Below are 15,826 nucleotides of genomic sequence, written 5' to 3'. Positions count from 1 at the left end.
CCCATGACGTCCGCGGTACAGCACAACCGTGGCGAGAGGAGTTCCGGGCAATATGAGCACCGTGGACAGTTTCGGAGCAAAAGGCGTTCTCGACGTCAATGGCACCGAGTATGAGATTTACCGTCTGAACGTGTTGGAAGGAGCGAAGAAGCTCCCGTACAGCCTCAAGGTTCTCTTGGAAAACCTGCTGCGCACCGAGGACGGCGCGAACATCACCCAGGCGCACATTGACGCCCTGGCGAACTGGGACGCATCGGCCCAGCCCAACACGGAGATCCAGTTCACCCCGGCTCGCGTGATCATGCAGGACTTCACCGGTGTGCCCTGTGTCGTGGACCTGGCCACCATGCGTGAGGCCGTCGCCGACCTCGGCGGTGATCCCACCCGGGTCAACCCGCTGGCACCCGCCGAGCTGGTCATCGACCACTCCGTGCAGATCGATTCCTTCGGCAACGCCGAGGCCATCGAGCGCAACATGGACATCGAGTACCAGCGCAACGGCGAGCGGTACCAGTTCCTGCGCTGGGGCCAGACCGCGTTCGACGACTTCAAGGTCGTCCCCCCGGGCATGGGCATCGTGCACCAGGTCAACATCGAGAACCTGGCCCGCGTCGTCATGACCCGTGAGGTCGACGGCGTGAACCGCGCCTACCCGGACACCTGCGTGGGCACCGACTCCCACACCACCATGGAGAACGGCATCGGCGTTCTCGGCTGGGGCGTGGGCGGCATCGAGGCCGAGGCGGCCATGCTCGGCCAGCCGATCTCCATGCTGATCCCGCGCGTCGTGGGCTTCAAGCTCACCGGCGAGATCCCCTCGGGTGCCACCGCGACCGACGTCGTGCTGACCATCACCGAGATGCTGCGCGCCCACGGCGTGGTCGGCAAGTTCGTGGAGTTCTACGGCGAGGGCGTCGGCGCCGTGCCGCTGGCCAACCGCGCCACCATCGGCAACATGAGCCCCGAGTTCGGTTCGACCGCCGCGATCTTCCCGATCGACGACGTCACCCTGGACTACCTGCGCCTGACCGGCCGTTCGACCGAGCAGGTCGCTCTGGTCGAGGCCTACGCCAAGGAACAGGGCCTGTGGCACGACCCGTCGCGGGAGATCGAGTTCTCCGAGTACATGGAGCTCGACCTCTCCACGGTGGTTCCGTCCATCTCGGGCCCCAAGCGCCCGCAGGACCGCATCGAGCTGTCCAAGTCCAAGGCGCAGTTCGAGAAGGACGTCGCCAACTACCAGTCCTCCAAGGGCACCAACTCCGCCGCCGTGGCCACGGCCGACGGACGCGAGTTCGAGCTGGAGACCGGTGCGGTGTCGATCGCTTCGATCACCTCCTGCACCAACACCTCCAACCCGTCCGTGATGATGGCTGCCGCCGTGTTGGCGCGCAACGCGGTGGAAAAGGGCCTCAAGGCCAAGCCGTGGGTCAAGACCTCGATCGCACCGGGCTCCAAGGTGGTCACGGACTACTACGAGAAGTCCGGTCTGGTCCCCGCCCTGCAGGAGCTCGGCTTCTACATCGTGGGCTACGGCTGCACCACCTGCATCGGCAACTCGGGTCCGCTGGAGGACGAGATCTCCCAGGCCATCCAAGACAACGACCTGGCCGTGACCTCGGTGCTCTCGGGCAACCGTAACTTCGAGGGCCGTATCAACCCGGACGTCAAGATGAACTACCTGGCCTCCCCGCCGTTGGTGGTCGCCTACGCCCTGGCCGGCAACATGGACTTCGACTTCGAGTCCGACGCGCTGGGCCAGGACGCCGAGGGCAACGACGTGTTCCTCAAGGACATCTGGCCGGACCCGGCCGAGGTCCAGAAGATCATCGACGCCTCGATCGACACCGACATGTTCACCAAGGAATACGGCACGATCTTCGACGGTGACGAGCGCTGGCAGAACCTGGACACGCCCACCGGCAAGGTCTTCGAGTGGGACGAGAACTCGACCTACGTGCGCAAGCCACCGTACTTCGAGGGCATGACCATGGAGACCACCCCGGTCTCCGACGTCGAAGGCGCCCGCGTTCTGCTCAAGCTGGGGGACTCGGTCACCACCGACCACATCTCCCCGGCCGGGTCGTTCAAGTCCGACACTCCCGCGGGCAAGTACCTGATCGAGAACGGTGTGGAGCGCAAGGACTTCAACTCCTACGGCTCGCGCCGTGGCAACCACGAGGTCATGATTCGCGGCACGTTCGCCAACATCCGGATCAAGAACCAGCTCCTGGACGGTGTGGAGGGCGGCTTCACCCGCGACTTCACCCAGGACGGCGGCCCGCAGGCCTACGTGTACGACGCCGCCCAGAACTACCAGGCCGCAGGCACCCCGCTGGTTGTCCTGGCGGGCAAGGAGTACGGTTCCGGGTCCTCGCGTGACTGGGCCGCCAAGGGCACCGCACTGCTCGGCATCAAGGCCGTGATAGCCGAGTCCTACGAGCGCATTCACCGCTCCAACCTGATCGGCATGGGCGTGCTGCCGCTGCAGTTCCCCGCCGGTGAGTCGGCCGATTCGCTGAACCTGGACGGCACGGAGACCTTCTCGATCTCCGGGGTGACCGCTCTCAATGAGGGCCAGACCCCCAAGACCGTCAAGGTGGTTGCCACCAAGGAAGACGGCTCCACCGTGGAGTTCGACGCGGACGTCCGCATCGACACCCCGGGTGAGGCCGACTACTACCGCAACGGCGGCATCCTGCAGTACGTGCTGCGCCAGATCGCGTCGAACTGACCCGATCCGGCCGCATGAGACCTGTCCGCTGAGACGCCGTCACCGGCTCGCGCGGTAGGTCACCGTCGTGAATGTCCCCGCAATCTTCGGATTGCGGGGACATTCACGTTCTCGCCTCCTCCGAGCGAACGGAGGTGTCGTGCAGTCAGGACGATCCGTGGCGACAGTGAGCACTGCCCGGAGAGCACATCGGCCCTGACCGATCTCAGTGATCGGCGGCCGTGATCGGAGTCGTGACGTGTACTTCTGGCTCCCGATCGAGCAGTTCGAGAATCTCGTGTTCGAAGACCTCGACGACGCGGGGTTGCGCGCAATGGACGTCGAAGGCTTCCCGGGTGGCCCACTGCTCGACCCGGACGAGCGGGCCGCCTTCCTCCTGGTAGAAGTCGTAGCCCAGACACCCCGGCTCGCGACGGCTGGGCTCTACCAGGGGCAGCACCAGGTGCTGGAGGTCGGCCTGAGCGCCTGTGTGGGGAGTGAACACGCAGATGGCTGTGGTGCGGCTGTCTGCCACGGCATCGGTGTGTGTCTGACTCATGACTCGAGGGTTTTGTTCACTCATGCGGGCACCTTAACAAGGCGGTCCGCGACCCCATGAACCTGTTCGGAGATCGAACTAGTTTGCTCCCGGCCCCGGTGCGGAACATGAACCACACCGGCCGTCCAGCGTACGATCGTCGGACATGGGGGAACCGCACGGGGGAACCAGAAGGAGAATCATGAGCCTGCTCGAGAGCATCAACGGTCCCAGGGACCTCGACGCCCTGACACAGCAGGAACTGGAAGAACTGGCCGGTGAAATCCGGGACTTCCTGGTCACCAACGTCTCGGCCACGGGAGGCCATCTCGGCCCGAACCTGGGGGTGGTCGAACTGACCCTGGCCATCCACCGGGTCTTCGACTCACCCAAGGACCCCGTGGTCTTCGACACCGGTCACCAGTCCTACGTGCACAAGCTCCTGACCGGACGTCAGGATTTCACCACCCTCCGCCAGCAAGGTGGGCTGGCCGGTTACCCGGACCGCGCAGAGTCCGAACACGACGTTGTCGAGTCCTCCCATGCGTCTTCCTCCTTGTCCTGGGCGGACGGCATCTCACGGGCCTTCGCCATGACCCGTCAGGAGGATCGCACCGTCGTCGTCGTCGTGGGTGACGGTGCCATGACGGGTGGCATGACCTGGGAGGCCGCGAACAACATCGCCGGGGACCCGGACCGCAAGGTCGTGATCGTGGTCAACGACAACGGGCGCTCCTACGCGCCGACCGTCGGCGGCCTGGCCCGGCAACTGCACAACCTCAAGGCCGACGTCCAACAGGGCGTGGACGCGGTGCGCACGGACCGCCGTTACGAGGAACTGCTCACTTCCGTCAAGGACGGTCTGAAGAACGCCGGCCCGATCGGTCAGGCCGCCTACCGCGGCCTGCACGGCATGAAGGTCGGCATCAAGGACGTCGTGGTCCCGCACGGGCTCTTCGCGGACCTCGGCATGAAGTACGTGGGCCCGGTGGACGGCCACGACCAGGGGGCCATGGAGCAGGCCCTGCGCAACGCCAAGAATTTCGGCGGCCCCGTGATCGTGCACGCCATCACGGAGAAGGGGCACGGCTACGCCCCGGCGTTGGCCGACGAGGCGGACATGTTCCACGCCGTCGGCACGATCGACCCGGAAACCGGTCAGCCCGTGACCCCCAGTTCCGGGCGGTCCTGGACCGCGGTGTTCCGCGACGAGATCGCGGCGATCGCCGACGAGCGCGACGACGTCGTGGGCGTCACCGGTGCCATGCTGATCCCCGTGGGGCTGCAGAAGATGCAGGCCGCGCATCCGGAGCGTGTGGTGGACGTGGGGATCGCCGAACAACACGCCCTGACCATGTCCGCGGGCATGGCCTTCGGCGGACTGCACCCCGTGGTGGCCCTGTACGCGACCTTCCTCAACCGTGGATTCGACCAGCTGCTCATGGACGTGGCCCTGCACAAGGCCGGTGTGACCCTGGTCCTGGACCGGTCCGGTGTGACCGGACCGGACGGCCCCAGCCACCACGGCATGTGGGACCTGGCCCTGCTGCAGATCGTCCCGGGTCTGCACCTGGCGGCCCCGCGCGACGAAGCGAGCCTGAAGGAGGAGCTGCGCGAAGCCGTGGCCGTGGACGATGCCCCCACGGTGATCCGTTACCCCAAGGGCAACGTGGGCCCGGAGATTCCCGCCGTGGAGCGACTCTCCGATGGCGTCGACGTCCTGTTGCGCACCGGAAGCGGCCTGGAGGTCCCGGATCACGACCGGGACGTGCTGCTCGTTTCGGTCGGTGCCATGGCCCAGACCTGTCTGGAGACCGCCCAACGGCTCGAGGCGCACGGGGTGACCTCCACAGTGGTGGACCCGCGCTGGGTCCTGCCCGTGCCGCAGTCCCTGGTGCAGTTGGCCGCCCGCCACCGGATCGTCGTGGTGGTCGAGGACGGGGTGCGTTCCGGGGGGATCGGCTCACTCGTCCGGCAGCGACTGCGGGAGGCGGGTGTGGACACCGCGCTCAACGAGGTCGGGCTGCCCACCGAATTCCTGACGCACGCCTCGCGGGACCAGATCCTGGACCGTGTGGGCCTGACCGCTCAGCGCATCGCGCAGGACACGCTCTCCTCCGTCCTGGGCACGAAGGTCCCGTACGCGCGTCCCGTGGACGAAGAACAGGCACGCGTGGCCGCTCGCTCCGGGGCCGGACGGCCAGGAACCGCCGAGGACACCGACGACGTCGACACGGGCAACGAATAGCGGACCGTTGTCCGCCTCGTCACATATAAGTAGGCTTAGCTGATGAGCGCGGACAGAGTGTCCGTCCAAGTGCGACAAGGAGGCCATCGTGTTGAAGAAGGCTGCATTCGTGGTGGGATTCGGTGCCGGGTTCCTGGTCGGGTCCTACATGGGACGCGAACCGTTCGAAAAGGTCCAGGCCAAGGTGACGGGCGTGGTCGAGGACCCCGAGGTCCGTCGCAAGGTTCAGGAGGGGACGCACAAGGCGACCTCGACCGTCAAGGAGCAGGCCCCCGTCGTGGGCGAGCGCGCCGCCGACGCCGCCAAGTCCGCCACCGCCAAGGCCAAGGACAAGGTCAGCGGTGGGCGTTCGAACACCACCGACGACTCGGAGGGGACCGCCAACCTGGAGGGTTCGACCCGGCCCGTGCCGGGCTCCACCAGCTGAGTTCCGCTCGCCGGGTTCAGCCGTTGGTTTTCAACGGATGAACGGGCGACTCCGTGCCTGAGTAGGGGCGGTGGTCCGTGGAAGGATCCACGGACCACCGCCCCTTCTTCGTGCTCCCGAGGATGTCCTGGACGCGCCGTCGTCAGCCGTGGGCGGGACCCGGTGCGTCCCGTTCCACGCGGAGCCAGGCGTCGATGAGCGCGGGGGCACATAGCTGGATCTGCCAGTGGCGCGCACCAATTTCCTCCAGGGCGTGGGCCACGGCCTCTTGTGATGTCGAGTGCGGGGGGTCCCAGGCGAAGCGCCGAAGGTGTTCCGGGACCAACAGGTTTTCGGTGGGCATGCCGTGTTGTTCGGCCAGATCGGCCACCACTGGTTTGAACACCTTGAGCCGGGCGGCGGCGTCCGGGCGTTTGGTGTCCCACGCTTTGACCGGCGGCAGGGCATCCGAGGCCACGGTGTACGGCACGAGGTCCTGGGCGTTCCGGGCCTCCTGGAGCGCAGTGAGCCACCGCGGGGCCTCCCTGGACGCGGCGCGTCCGTGGAACCCTGGCGTCTTGAGCAGCTGGGGCACGGTGCGCGGCATGGTGGTGGCCGCAGCGACGAGCGCCGAATCCGGCAGCAGACGGCCGGGGGAGATGTCCCGGTTGCGTGCCAGATCCTCCCGTGCCAGCCAGAGGTTGCGCACGGCGGTGAGTTGACGTCGGTTGCGAACTTTGGTGATGCCGGAGGTCCTTCGCCAAGGATCCTTGCGTGGGGCAGCGGGCGGGGCGGAGCGAACGGCCTCGAACTCCTCGAGTGCCCAGTCCAGCTTGCTCTGTTCGCGCAACAGGTCTTCCACGGCCCAGCGCAGCTGCACCAGTACCTCGACGTCCAGCGCAGCGTAGGTCAGCCACGGTTCGGGCAGGGGCCGCTTGGACCAGTCAACGGCTGAGTGTTCCTTGGCCAGGGTGAACCCCAGAAGCTCCTCGGTCTCCGCGGCCAGGCCCACGCGGCGCAGGCCCGCGAGCCGCCCCCCGAGTTCGGTGTCGAAGAGCCGGTCGGGGTGCATGTCCAGGTCGCGGAGACACGGAAGGTCCTGCGTGGCGGCGTGCAACACCCACTCCACGCCGCGCAAGGCATCGTCCACGACGGCGAGCGACCCCACCGCCTCCGGGTCGATCAGGAAGGTTCCCGCGCCTTCCCGACGGATCTGCACCAGGAACGCTCGTTGCCCGTAGCGGAAGCCGCTGGCTCGCTCGGTGTCGATCGCAACGGGCCCGTGGCCCTCGCGCAGTTCCGCTGCTGCCCGTTCGACCTGCGACCGGGAGTCGAGGACCCGTGGGAGCCCGTCGGAGGGGCGGTCCAGGTGGACTGTGGTGGGAACCGTGTAGTCCTCGAAACCCGGAACCACGATCGCCGTCGCACCGGATGCCTTCGGCACTGCGGGCGCACCGCCACGTTCGGACGGGCCACCCCGGTCGGGGTGATCTCCGTCCTTCGTGTGCCGCGAATTGCTCCGGGTGCTCACTGGTCGGTAAATTCCTCGTGCTCGTTGCAGGTGGTGTTGGTGGTGTCGGGTGGGGCCGATGGCGGTCGGTGTCGCCAGCTCGTTGCGCAGCCAGGCTCAGGGGCTCGGGCACCCGGGACGACGGGGCAGGGGGCGCCGGTTCTCCCGCCCTAACGTCCGGTGAGACTCACGACGCCGTCCGTCACGGGTGGGAGGCCGCCGAACGTGCAGACCATGTCCGCCCAGGCCTCGAGGTGTTTGCCGAAGTCCTCGTCGGCCGGCGTCCAGGAGGCGCGGAGTTCGACGTCGATGTCCTCGCCCGTGTCGGCCAATTGGCCGAACCCTTCGGCCAGGACACGGGAAGCGGTCCCGCCCTCCCGGGTGTATCCGGCCCCGTTGCGGTCCAATGCCTCGAGCAGCCAGCTCCAGGCCACGGAAGCGAGCAGTTGGTCGTGTCCGAGGTCGCGCTCGACCTGAGCCTTGACGTAGGTGACGATGCGGAAGGAGCCGCCCCATTCGTTCTTGCGGCTGGGGTCGTAGCTCAGGATGAACCGGCCGGTGGCGAGTTCCCCGGGTTCCCGTCGTCCGATGGCTGCCGTTGCGTCCGCGACGGTTGCGGAGAAGGCGACGGCGTCGCTCGGGCCCATGGGGACGGGGATTTCGGTCAGCTCGATCTCGGGCCGACACTGAGCACCGCGCAAGGACGCCGTGGCCGATCGGAATCGGCTCGGCCCCCCGTGTAGATCAGTCACCGCGCTCACGCCTAACAGGGTAGGGCGATCGGTCCGTCGGCTCACGAGGGCACGCCGCCGCGTCCGTCGTCGATCTGTCCGAGTCGTGGCACACGGCGCGGTCGGTCACGGGTGGAGCGCCGGGCTCACCCTTGCTTGGGAGCAAGGCGCATGGACACGGAGTTGATGCAGTAGCGCAGGTCGGTGGGGGTCTGGTAACCCTCCCCGGAGAAGACGTGGCCCAGGTGGGAGTCGCAGGCCGCGCAACGGACCTCCACGCGCTTCATTCCCAAGGAGGTGTCCTCGATGTAACGCACCCGGTCCTCGGCCAAGGGCTCGTAGAAGGACGGCCACCCGCAATGGGAGCCGAACTTCGTCTCGGACCGGAACAACTCGGCGCCGCAGGCCCGGCAGGAGTACACACCGTCGGTCTCCGTGTCCCAGTACTCACCCGTGAAGGGGCGTTCCGTGCCGCCCTCCCGGAGCACATGGAACTCCATGGGGGTCAGCAACTGCTTCCAGTCGGCCTCGCTGCGCTGGACGCCGGGCTGTTCGTGATCGGTTGAATCCGTCATGGCATCGGTCCTTCCTGAGCTGCCTCGGATCATGAGGCGTGGTCAATGCATGGTGGCCTGTGCCACCGGTGAGGACAACCAATCCCGGCGGCCAGTTATGCCGTCCGGCCACGGGCGACCCGTGCCAGTATGGGCTCATGGTCTTGCCGAGATCCCCTCTGTCGTCATGGTCCGCGGGTCCCACCCAGTCGGGGGTGTTCAGGAACCCCGTCGTCTCCGGGGCGGCACCCGCCCCGCAGGGTTGGAAGCGCGGTGCCGTGATCGGAGCGGCCGCCGTGGCCGGTGCGGCGTCCTTGACCTTCGGGTTGTCCTCGGCCGTCGCCGCCTACCTTGCGCGTCAGGTGGTCGTACCTCCCCGGTACCGGTCGGAGGACCTCACGATCTTCAACTACACGCCGCAGACGCCCACCTCCGAAACCACTGACGAGCCCGGCGACCAATCAGGCGGATCCGACGCCGCATCCCGCGCCCCGGACGAGGCCGAACCGTCGCGGACGACGGGGGTGGGTGAGGTCACGCTCGCCGCGACCGTGGAAACCACCGTGGACGGCGTCTACAGCCTGCGTTTCCACGGCGGCGCCGGACACGCGCGGATCGGCGCCATCCGCTCCTGGGCACCGGCCACCGGCAGGGTCGTGCGGGAAGTCGAGGAGATCTACAGCGGTGACCTCTCGACGGCCACCAAGGGGTGGTGGTCCGGGACCGTCTACCCCGACCCCGCGCGCGCGGGGTTCCCGTACGAGGACGTCGAGATTCCCATCGAGGTGGGGCCGGCGCCTGCTTGGGTGGTGCCCGTGGACGGGCGCCCTACGCCGCCGGGAGAACGACCCAGAATGCTCGAGGGCCCGTGGGCGATCATGGTGCACGGACGTGGGGCCCAGCGGATGGAGGGCCTGCGTGCGTTGAAGACCGCGCGTGACCTGGGGATGACCTCCATGCTGATCTCCTACCGCAACGACCGAGAGGCCCCGTCCTCCCTGGACAACCGCTACGGGTTGGGTTTCACGGAGTGGAAGGACGTCCAGGTCGCCATTTCCTACGCCAAGTCCCGAGGAGCCACGGACATCGTGTTGTTCGGCTGGTCCATGGGCGGGGCGATCTGCCTGCAGACCGCGGACCTGTCCTTCTACCGTGACGACATCGCCGCCATGGTCCTGACCGGACCCGTGGTCGACTGGTTCACCCTGTTCACCCATCACACGGCCAGCCGGAAGCTGCCCGCCCAGATCGGCAACCTGTCCTCCGGTCTGATCAGTTCCCACAAGGGCCGGTACCTGACGGGCCTTGCCACCCCCGTGGACCTGGCGAGCCTGGACTGGGTCACCCGCTACAAGGAACTCCGCACCCCCACGTTGATCCTGCACTCCAAGGACGACGAGTTCGTCCCCGACAGCGCGGGCCGGGAACTGGCGCGGATCTCCCCGTTCGTGGACTTCGTGGCCTTCCGGCGTGCGCGCCACACCAAGGAGTGGAACGTCGACCCCCACCGGTGGGAGGACGCCGTCGCCAAGTGGCTACCGGGCCGTTTGCCGGAGTGAATGCTGCATTGAATGTGGCGGCGCTCAGGCGCTCAGGGCTGCGGTCTTCGCGTTCAGCACGGACACCAGATCCTGCGGGGTGACCTCGACGTCCAGGCCCCGGCGTCCGCCGGAGACGTAGACGGTGGCGTGGTGCATCGCCGACTCGTCGATCACCGTGGGGGAGGGGAGCTTCTGTCCGAACGGCGAGATGCCTCCGATGACATATCCCGTCCTGCGCTGGGCGACGGCGGGGTCGGCGAGCACGGCCTTCTTCCAGCCGAAGGCGGCCGCCGCGGCTTTCATGGCCACCCGGTGATCCACGGGGAGCACGACGACGCCCAGCGCCTTGCCGTCGGCTTCGGCCACCAAGAGCGTCTTGAACACCCGCTCGGCGGACACACCGAGAGCTTGTGCGGCTTCGGCCCCGTAGTCCGTCACGTCGTCGTCGTGCTCGTAGGCCGCCTCCTGGAAGGCGACGCCGCGGTCGTGCAGGAACCGCAGAGCCGGCGTCCCCTCGGAAGCGGCGCTGCCGTTGCCGTGCTTGGACTTCTTGCCCACTGTCCGTGGCCCTTTCCGATCCGGTAGCTGTCCGCTGCGTGTGTGTCCTCAGGCGCGGCGCAGTTGCCCGACCTGTCGACGGATGCGCTCGAGCATCGCGGACATCCCGCGCATGCGCAGGGGGGACACCAGTTCCGTCAGGGCGAAACGTTCGGTCAGGTCCGCCGGCAGGTCCCGGATCTGCGCTGCGGAGAGGCCGTCCAGGCCCTCGTGGAGGATGGAGGCGAAGCCTCGGGTGGTCGGTGCCTCCGGCGGGGCGGAGAAGAACAGCCGGACAGGGGTGTCGTCGGTGCCCGTCTCCGTCTGGTTCTCCCACTCGACCGTGAGGAACAAGGGGGACTGGCACTCGACCACTTGTTCCAGAGCCTCCGGGTGTTCCCCGTAGCGTTCGGGCAACTCGGGGAGTTGCCGGGAGAACTCGAGCAACAGCTGCAGGCGGTCCGTTGCCGGGACGGCCTGGAAGTCCTCGACCAGCTCGGCCAGTGACTCCGGCAGGCCCTCGGTCTGCGCTTCCGTTCCGGGGTTCATCGGCGGTTCTCCGGGGCTGCGCCGCGTTCGGAGCCCGACACGATCGGGACGCGCACGGAGTTGCCCCATTCGGTCCAGGAGCCGTCGTAGTTACGCACGCTGTCGAACCCGAGTAGGTGTTCGAGCACGAACCACGTGTGGGCGGAGCGTTCACCGATCCGGCAGTAGGCGATCACCGGGTCGGAGGGGTCCAGTCCCACCTCGTCCAGGTAGATGGCCTCCAGGTCGGGGCGTGCCTTGAACGTGGAGTCTTCGGCGGCGGCACGTGCCCAGGGGACGGAGGCCGCCGTCGGGATGTGGCCGCCGCGCAGGACACCCTCCTGCGGATATTCAGCCATGTGGGTGCGCTGGCCCGTGTACTCGGGTTCGGAGCGCACGTCGATCAGGGGCACGGAGCCCAGGGCGTCGAGCACCTCCGGCTGGTAGGCGCGGATCCGGGAATCGTCCCGCTCGACCACGGGGTACTCGCTCGCGGGTCGGGGAGTGACGGCGGTGGTGAGTTCGCGGCCTTCGGCCACCCACTTGTCGCGGCCACCGTCCATGAGCCGGACGTCTTCGTGACCGAAGAGCGTGAAGACCCACAGGGCGTAGGCGGCCCACCAGTTGGACTTGTCGCCGTAGACCACGATCGTGTCCTCGCGGGAGATGCCCTTGCGGGACATGAGCTCGGAGAACTGCTGGCCGTCCAGGTAGTCGCGCACGTCCGGGAGGTTCAGGTCCGTGTGCCAGTCCACCTTCACCGCACCGGGCAGGTGGCCGGTTTCGTAGAGCAGTACGTCCTCATCGGACTCGATCACGACGACGCCGGGGTCGGCACCGTGCTCGGCGACCCAGCTGGTCGACACGAGCCGTTCCGGGTGGGCGTACTGGGCGAACTTGGCGTCGGTGGTGTCCACATCCACGGACATGGTGCTGGCCTCATTTCCTGTGACGATTCCGAACGGTGTCAACACTATCGCCGTGGCCACCGCGGCGGGGCCCACCGGGGCGCTGTGCGCGAGGGGCGAACCCGGTGCGCGTGGGCGGTACCCGTGGGGCGGGTAAGCTCTGTCACGTTCCCCGTTCTCGACTCCCGCCGTCGACGTGTTCCGAACGTGTCGCCCCGTGTGCAGAAGGCACCGGTCGAGCCCCGGGCAGAAAGAGGTACCCCGCGTGAGCCCGCAGTTCCAGCGTCTGGTCGACCGCCGCCCGGCACTGTCCGCAGATGAGCTGCTGGACGGCTTCCGGCCCTCCGAACGGTTCGGTGAAGTCTCCTTCGACACCTACCGCCCGGATCCCGCCCAACCGTCGCAGGCACAGGCCGTCGCAGAACTGCAGCGGTTCGCCGGGAGCGTGTCCGGTCCAGGTTCCGGTGGCAAGGGCGGCGGGTTCTTCTCCAGGATGTTCGGGGGTTCCTCCGGCGCTGCCAAGGGTTCCAAGCAGGGCATCTACCTCGACGGCGGATTCGGCGTCGGCAAGACACACCTGTTGGCCTCCCTGTGGCACGCGGTTCCCGGCCCCAAGGCCTTCGGCACGTTCGTCGAGTACACCAACCTCGTGGGTGCGCTGACCTTCCCCAAGACCGTTCAAGCCCTGAGCCAGTACACCCTGGTGTGCATCGACGAGTTCGAACTCGACGACCCGGGGGACACGGTCCTCATGTCTCGGCTCATGCGCGAACTCTCCGACGCCGGGGTCAAGCTCGCGGCGACCTCGAACACGTTGCCGGGTTCCTTGGGGGAGGGGCGTTTCGCGGCCGCGGACTTCCAGCGGGAGATCCAGGTGCTTGCGGACCAGTTCGAGGTCCTTCGCATCGACGGCGAGGACTTCCGGCACCGAGGCCTTCCCGAAGCGCCGGCGTCCATCGCCGACGAAGCGATCGAGGCGACGGTCGAGCAGCGCTTCGACGGCAAGGTGGTTGCGATGGACGAGTTCAGTGAGCTCGTGGAGCACCTCAGCGTGGTGCACCCCTCCCGTTACCGCCATCTCATCAAGGACCTGGACGGCATCGTGTGGCGCAACGTCCACACCGTCGATCAGCAGGCGCTCGCCCTGCGGCTGGTGGTGCTGGCGGACCGGTTGTACGACCGCGACCTGCCCATCGTGGCGTCGGGGACCTCCTTCGACGAGGTCTTCACTCCCGAGATGATGGCCGGTGGGTATCAGAAGAAGTACTACCGGGCCGTTTCCCGGTTGACGGCTCTGGCCCGGGAGGGCATGTCGGACAGAGCCTGACCGACCTCACGTGCCCACCCGGGCGCGCGAGCTTGGAATGACGGACATGAGGAAGGCCCCCACCAGATGGTGAGGGCCTTCCTCATGGAGTTCGGTGGGCCAGGGCCCGTGCCGAACGCGTCAGAAGATCAGTTCTCCTGGGAGTCGCCGTTCAGCGAGTCCTTGGCCTGGTTGATCTGATCCTCGTACTGACCGCCGGACTTGTCGTTGGCAAAGTCTGCGCCCTTGTCCACAGCTTCCGGGTTGTCGGCAGCTGCGTCCTTGGCCTTGTCTGCAAATCCTCCGAGATCCACCATGGGACTCTCCTCTCGGGTCGGAATCGTTCGGACAGGACTCACTCTGCTTGACCCGGAACCAGTTGTCCAGAACATTCTTCGCAGATGGCACCCGTGTACGCTCACGGCAAAATTGCCGCTGAATACATGTAAACGTCCTGGTCAGCAGTGGTAGTGAGCAACTTTCTGCTGAGGAGTGCTCTGTCTGGGAGGGGGCAGGGGCGGAGACATGAACATGCAGAAGGCCCGACTGGAATATCCCGGTCGGGCCTTCTGCATGTGGTGCGCGATACTGGGATCGAACCAGTGACCTCTTCCGTGTCAGGGAAGCGCGCTACCGCTGCGCCAATCGCGCTCACCGCGAGTTCACCAGCAACTCGTGAGCTTGGTGGGTTCACCGAGGTGGAGACGGGATTCGAACCCGCGTAGACGGCTTTGCAGGCCGCTGCCTAACCACTCGGCCACCCCACCGGGACCTGTGTCCTGACGGACTTGGCCTAGGAAAACGACACCAAAGTGACGTTTTCTCAGAGCGGTTGACGGGAGTCGAACCCGCGACCCTCACCATGGCAAGGTGATGCTCTACCAGCTGAGCTACAACCGCATTGTGAACCTGGATCCCGCTGCCGGGGCCAACGTTCGATCGGAAACTCTAGCACAGCTTTTGACCTCCCCGGTTGCCCGGTGGTCGGCCGTTGCGGCGCTGTCCTTTCCGACGGCAGAGACTTTAGGGGACCGAATCACACCAGTGCAAATCGGCGTCGGGGCCACGATCCTGGGCCATCCTGGTGCGGCGCAGGCACGGCCTGCGGGCCGTGTCCCGTGGCGATTGGCACGGTGGGGCACAACTGCGCTATGGTTTCCAGGTCGCAAGCGCGATTGGCGCAGTGGTAGCGCGCTTCGTTCACACCGAAGAGGTCACTGGTTCGAACCCAGTATCGCGCACAATCACGTTCGAGACCTCGGACTCGAACGACTGGCACAAGAGCCCCTCCCCGGAGATCACCCGGGGCGGGGCTCTTGTCGTTCACCCGGTTCCGCCTTGCCCTCGACGGGCAGGGATGCAGCGTTGGAGAGGCGATGACCCAACCCAGATTGGCCAAACAGACCGATCACGGCCGCATGTACGCGCGGTCGATCGGCGCAGCGGCCACAGTTCCTTCCATCACCACCGTGATCGGGCGCGCCGCCGTTGACCTCGGTGGGTGGCACGGGTGGTTGGCCGCCCAGGCGGTCGTGGAGGACGATCGACTGGCCGGTTCGCTCGGGTCGCCGTCGCGGTTGCGAACCGTCGCGCGGGAAGCGGCGGGGGCGGCCGAGCGCTACCGGGACCAGGCCGCTCTGCGCGGGGACCGCGTCCACGACTACTGCGAACAGGTCGCCTTGCGCACCATGGGACTGCCGCACGACGTGGACCGTGCCCGGGAGACCCTGGTCGAGCACCGGGAAGAGGCCTACGTGGTGCGGTTCGACGAGTGGTGGGACCTGTACTCCCCGGAACCGCTCGCCGCGGAAGTCACCGTCTGGAACCACAGCGTCGGCTACGCGGGAACCTTGGACCTGGTGGCCCGGATCGCCGGCAAGGTCTGTCTGATCGACTACAAGACCAAAGCGACCGACCGGAACGGGCGCGTGAAGGCGCTGGACCCCAACGTGGTGACCCAGCTGGTCGCCGGTCTGAAGGCCGAGGAACAGCTCGTGGATGCCCAGTCCGGCGAATGGGAGCCGTGGAAGTACGGCGACGCCGATCTCCTCCTGGGGGTCGCCGTCGGCCCCACGGAGGTCGTCGCGCAACAGGCCGTGCCGGAGGTGTTGGAGGCGCACTGGCACAAGTTCTGTGCACTGCACAGGGTGTGGACCCACGAAACGCGGTTGGCCGCCACTCCCACCCAGCTGCGGCCGGTGCCACCGCCGCCCGTACGCGCCGAAACCGGCGGCCTAGACTGAGACCTGGTCCCTGCGAGGTGCGAACGATCTCGACCATGTCACTCGGCGCGGCTGGAACTTCCG

General features: G+C 67.2%; 14 protein-coding genes and 4 tRNA genes. 7 read left to right on the top strand and 11 right to left on the bottom strand.

Annotation, left to right across the window (positions count from 1 at the left end; all coding sequences use genetic code 11):
* Window positions 1–52: 52 nt before the first annotated feature.
* The gene (acnA, locus tag GWK18_RS01855; RefSeq protein ID WP_166832804.1) at window positions 53–2,734 is read left to right on the top strand and encodes an aconitate hydratase AcnA; all 2,682 of its coding nucleotides are present in this window, start codon (window positions 53–55) and stop codon (window positions 2,732–2,734) included.
* A gap of 205 nt (window positions 2,735–2,939) precedes the next feature.
* Here the strand turns inward: acnA and GWK18_RS01850 are convergent, their stop codons facing one another.
* On the bottom strand, window positions 2,940–3,272 hold the full coding sequence (locus GWK18_RS01850) for a putative quinol monooxygenase (RefSeq protein ID WP_166832802.1): 333 nt from the start codon (window positions 3,270–3,272) through the stop codon (window positions 2,940–2,942).
* A 181-nt stretch (window positions 3,273–3,453) separates the two neighbouring features.
* Between GWK18_RS01850 and dxs the strand changes: the two genes are divergently transcribed.
* Together dxs and GWK18_RS01840 are read left to right on the top strand one after the other, a co-directional pair.
* On the top strand, window positions 3,454–5,499 hold the full coding sequence (gene dxs, locus GWK18_RS01845) for a 1-deoxy-D-xylulose-5-phosphate synthase (protein WP_166832800.1): 2,046 nt from the start codon (window positions 3,454–3,456) through the stop codon (window positions 5,497–5,499).
* 88 nt (window positions 5,500–5,587) lie between these two features.
* Window positions 5,588–5,926 (top strand): hypothetical protein, encoded by a 339-nt coding sequence (locus GWK18_RS01840; RefSeq protein ID WP_123824683.1) that lies wholly within the window; start codon window positions 5,588–5,590, stop codon window positions 5,924–5,926.
* Window positions 5,927–6,068: 142 nt separating this feature from the next.
* On the opposite strand, the gene GWK18_RS01835 is transcribed toward GWK18_RS01840, so the two are convergent.
* The 3 genes from GWK18_RS01835 to msrB all read right to left on the bottom strand — a co-directional run bounded on the left by GWK18_RS01835 (window position 6,069) and on the right by msrB (window position 8,721).
* A complete protein-coding gene (locus tag GWK18_RS01835) occupies window positions 6,069–7,319 on the bottom strand; it encodes an HRDC domain-containing protein (RefSeq protein ID WP_166832928.1) in 1,251 nt (416 codons plus the stop codon).
* 266 nt (window positions 7,320–7,585) lie between these two features.
* Complete coding sequence (locus GWK18_RS01830) at window positions 7,586–8,176, bottom strand: DUF3000 domain-containing protein (protein ID WP_166832798.1); 591 nt, start codon at window positions 8,174–8,176, stop codon at window positions 7,586–7,588.
* Window positions 8,177–8,292: 116 nt separating this feature from the next.
* Window positions 8,293–8,721, bottom strand: coding sequence for a peptide-methionine (R)-S-oxide reductase MsrB (gene msrB, locus GWK18_RS01825; protein ID WP_123824685.1), 429 nt, complete (start codon window positions 8,719–8,721; stop codon window positions 8,293–8,295).
* A gap of 137 nt (window positions 8,722–8,858) precedes the next feature.
* Here msrB and GWK18_RS01820 point away from each other — a divergent pair, with 137 nt between their 5' ends.
* The gene (locus tag GWK18_RS01820; protein ID WP_166832796.1) at window positions 8,859–10,259 is read left to right on the top strand and encodes an alpha/beta fold hydrolase; all 1,401 of its coding nucleotides are present in this window, start codon (window positions 8,859–8,861) and stop codon (window positions 10,257–10,259) included.
* 24 nt (window positions 10,260–10,283) lie between these two features.
* On the opposite strand, the gene ybaK is transcribed toward GWK18_RS01820, so the two are convergent.
* The 3 genes from ybaK to GWK18_RS01805 are packed head-to-tail and all read right to left on the bottom strand — an operon-like array spanning window position 10,284 to window position 12,235.
* On the bottom strand, window positions 10,284–10,799 hold the full coding sequence (gene ybaK, locus GWK18_RS01815) for a Cys-tRNA(Pro) deacylase (protein WP_166832794.1): 516 nt from the start codon (window positions 10,797–10,799) through the stop codon (window positions 10,284–10,286).
* A gap of 48 nt (window positions 10,800–10,847) precedes the next feature.
* Window positions 10,848–11,327 (bottom strand): SufE family protein, encoded by a 480-nt coding sequence (locus GWK18_RS01810; protein WP_123824688.1) that lies wholly within the window; start codon window positions 11,325–11,327, stop codon window positions 10,848–10,850.
* Complete coding sequence (locus GWK18_RS01805) at window positions 11,324–12,235, bottom strand: sulfurtransferase (protein ID WP_123824689.1); 912 nt, start codon at window positions 12,233–12,235, stop codon at window positions 11,324–11,326. The genes GWK18_RS01810 and GWK18_RS01805 overlap by 4 nt, the downstream gene beginning before the upstream one ends.
* A 244-nt stretch (window positions 12,236–12,479) precedes the next feature.
* Here GWK18_RS01805 and zapE point away from each other — a divergent pair, with 244 nt between their 5' ends.
* Window positions 12,480–13,541 (top strand): cell division protein ZapE, encoded by a 1,062-nt coding sequence (gene zapE / locus GWK18_RS01800; RefSeq protein ID WP_166832792.1) that lies wholly within the window; start codon window positions 12,480–12,482, stop codon window positions 13,539–13,541.
* 128 nt (window positions 13,542–13,669) lie between these two features.
* On the opposite strand, the gene GWK18_RS01795 is transcribed toward zapE, so the two are convergent.
* The 4 genes from GWK18_RS01795 to GWK18_RS01780 all read right to left on the bottom strand — a co-directional run bounded on the left by GWK18_RS01795 (window position 13,670) and on the right by GWK18_RS01780 (window position 14,420).
* The gene (locus GWK18_RS01795; protein WP_166832790.1) at window positions 13,670–13,837 is read right to left on the bottom strand and encodes an antitoxin; all 168 of its coding nucleotides are present in this window, start codon (window positions 13,835–13,837) and stop codon (window positions 13,670–13,672) included.
* Between the two features lie 259 nt (window positions 13,838–14,096).
* Window positions 14,097–14,171: transfer RNA gene (locus tag GWK18_RS01790), tRNA-Val, on the bottom strand.
* Window positions 14,172–14,216: 45 nt separating this feature from the next.
* A tRNA-Cys gene (locus GWK18_RS01785) sits at window positions 14,217–14,287 on the bottom strand.
* Between the two features lie 60 nt (window positions 14,288–14,347).
* Window positions 14,348–14,420 (bottom strand) — tRNA-Gly (locus tag GWK18_RS01780).
* A 269-nt stretch (window positions 14,421–14,689) separates the two neighbouring features.
* Between GWK18_RS01780 and GWK18_RS01775 the strand changes: the two genes are divergently transcribed.
* Window positions 14,690–14,761: transfer RNA gene (locus tag GWK18_RS01775), tRNA-Val, on the top strand.
* Window positions 14,762–14,896: 135 nt separating this feature from the next.
* Window positions 14,897–15,763: a cytochrome gene (locus tag GWK18_RS01770; RefSeq protein WP_166832788.1), complete on the top strand. Its 867-nt coding sequence runs from the start codon at window positions 14,897–14,899 to the stop codon at window positions 15,761–15,763.
* Window positions 15,764–15,826 lie beyond the last annotated feature (63 nt).

The sequence above is a fragment of the Kocuria sp. JC486 genome (assembly GCF_011602805.1).
In the GTDB taxonomy this organism is placed as follows: domain Bacteria; phylum Actinomycetota; class Actinomycetes; order Actinomycetales; family Micrococcaceae; genus Kocuria; species Kocuria soli.
The sequence above is the reverse complement of the archived record's forward strand: the minus strand, read 5'-3'. Positions and strand labels throughout refer to the sequence as shown.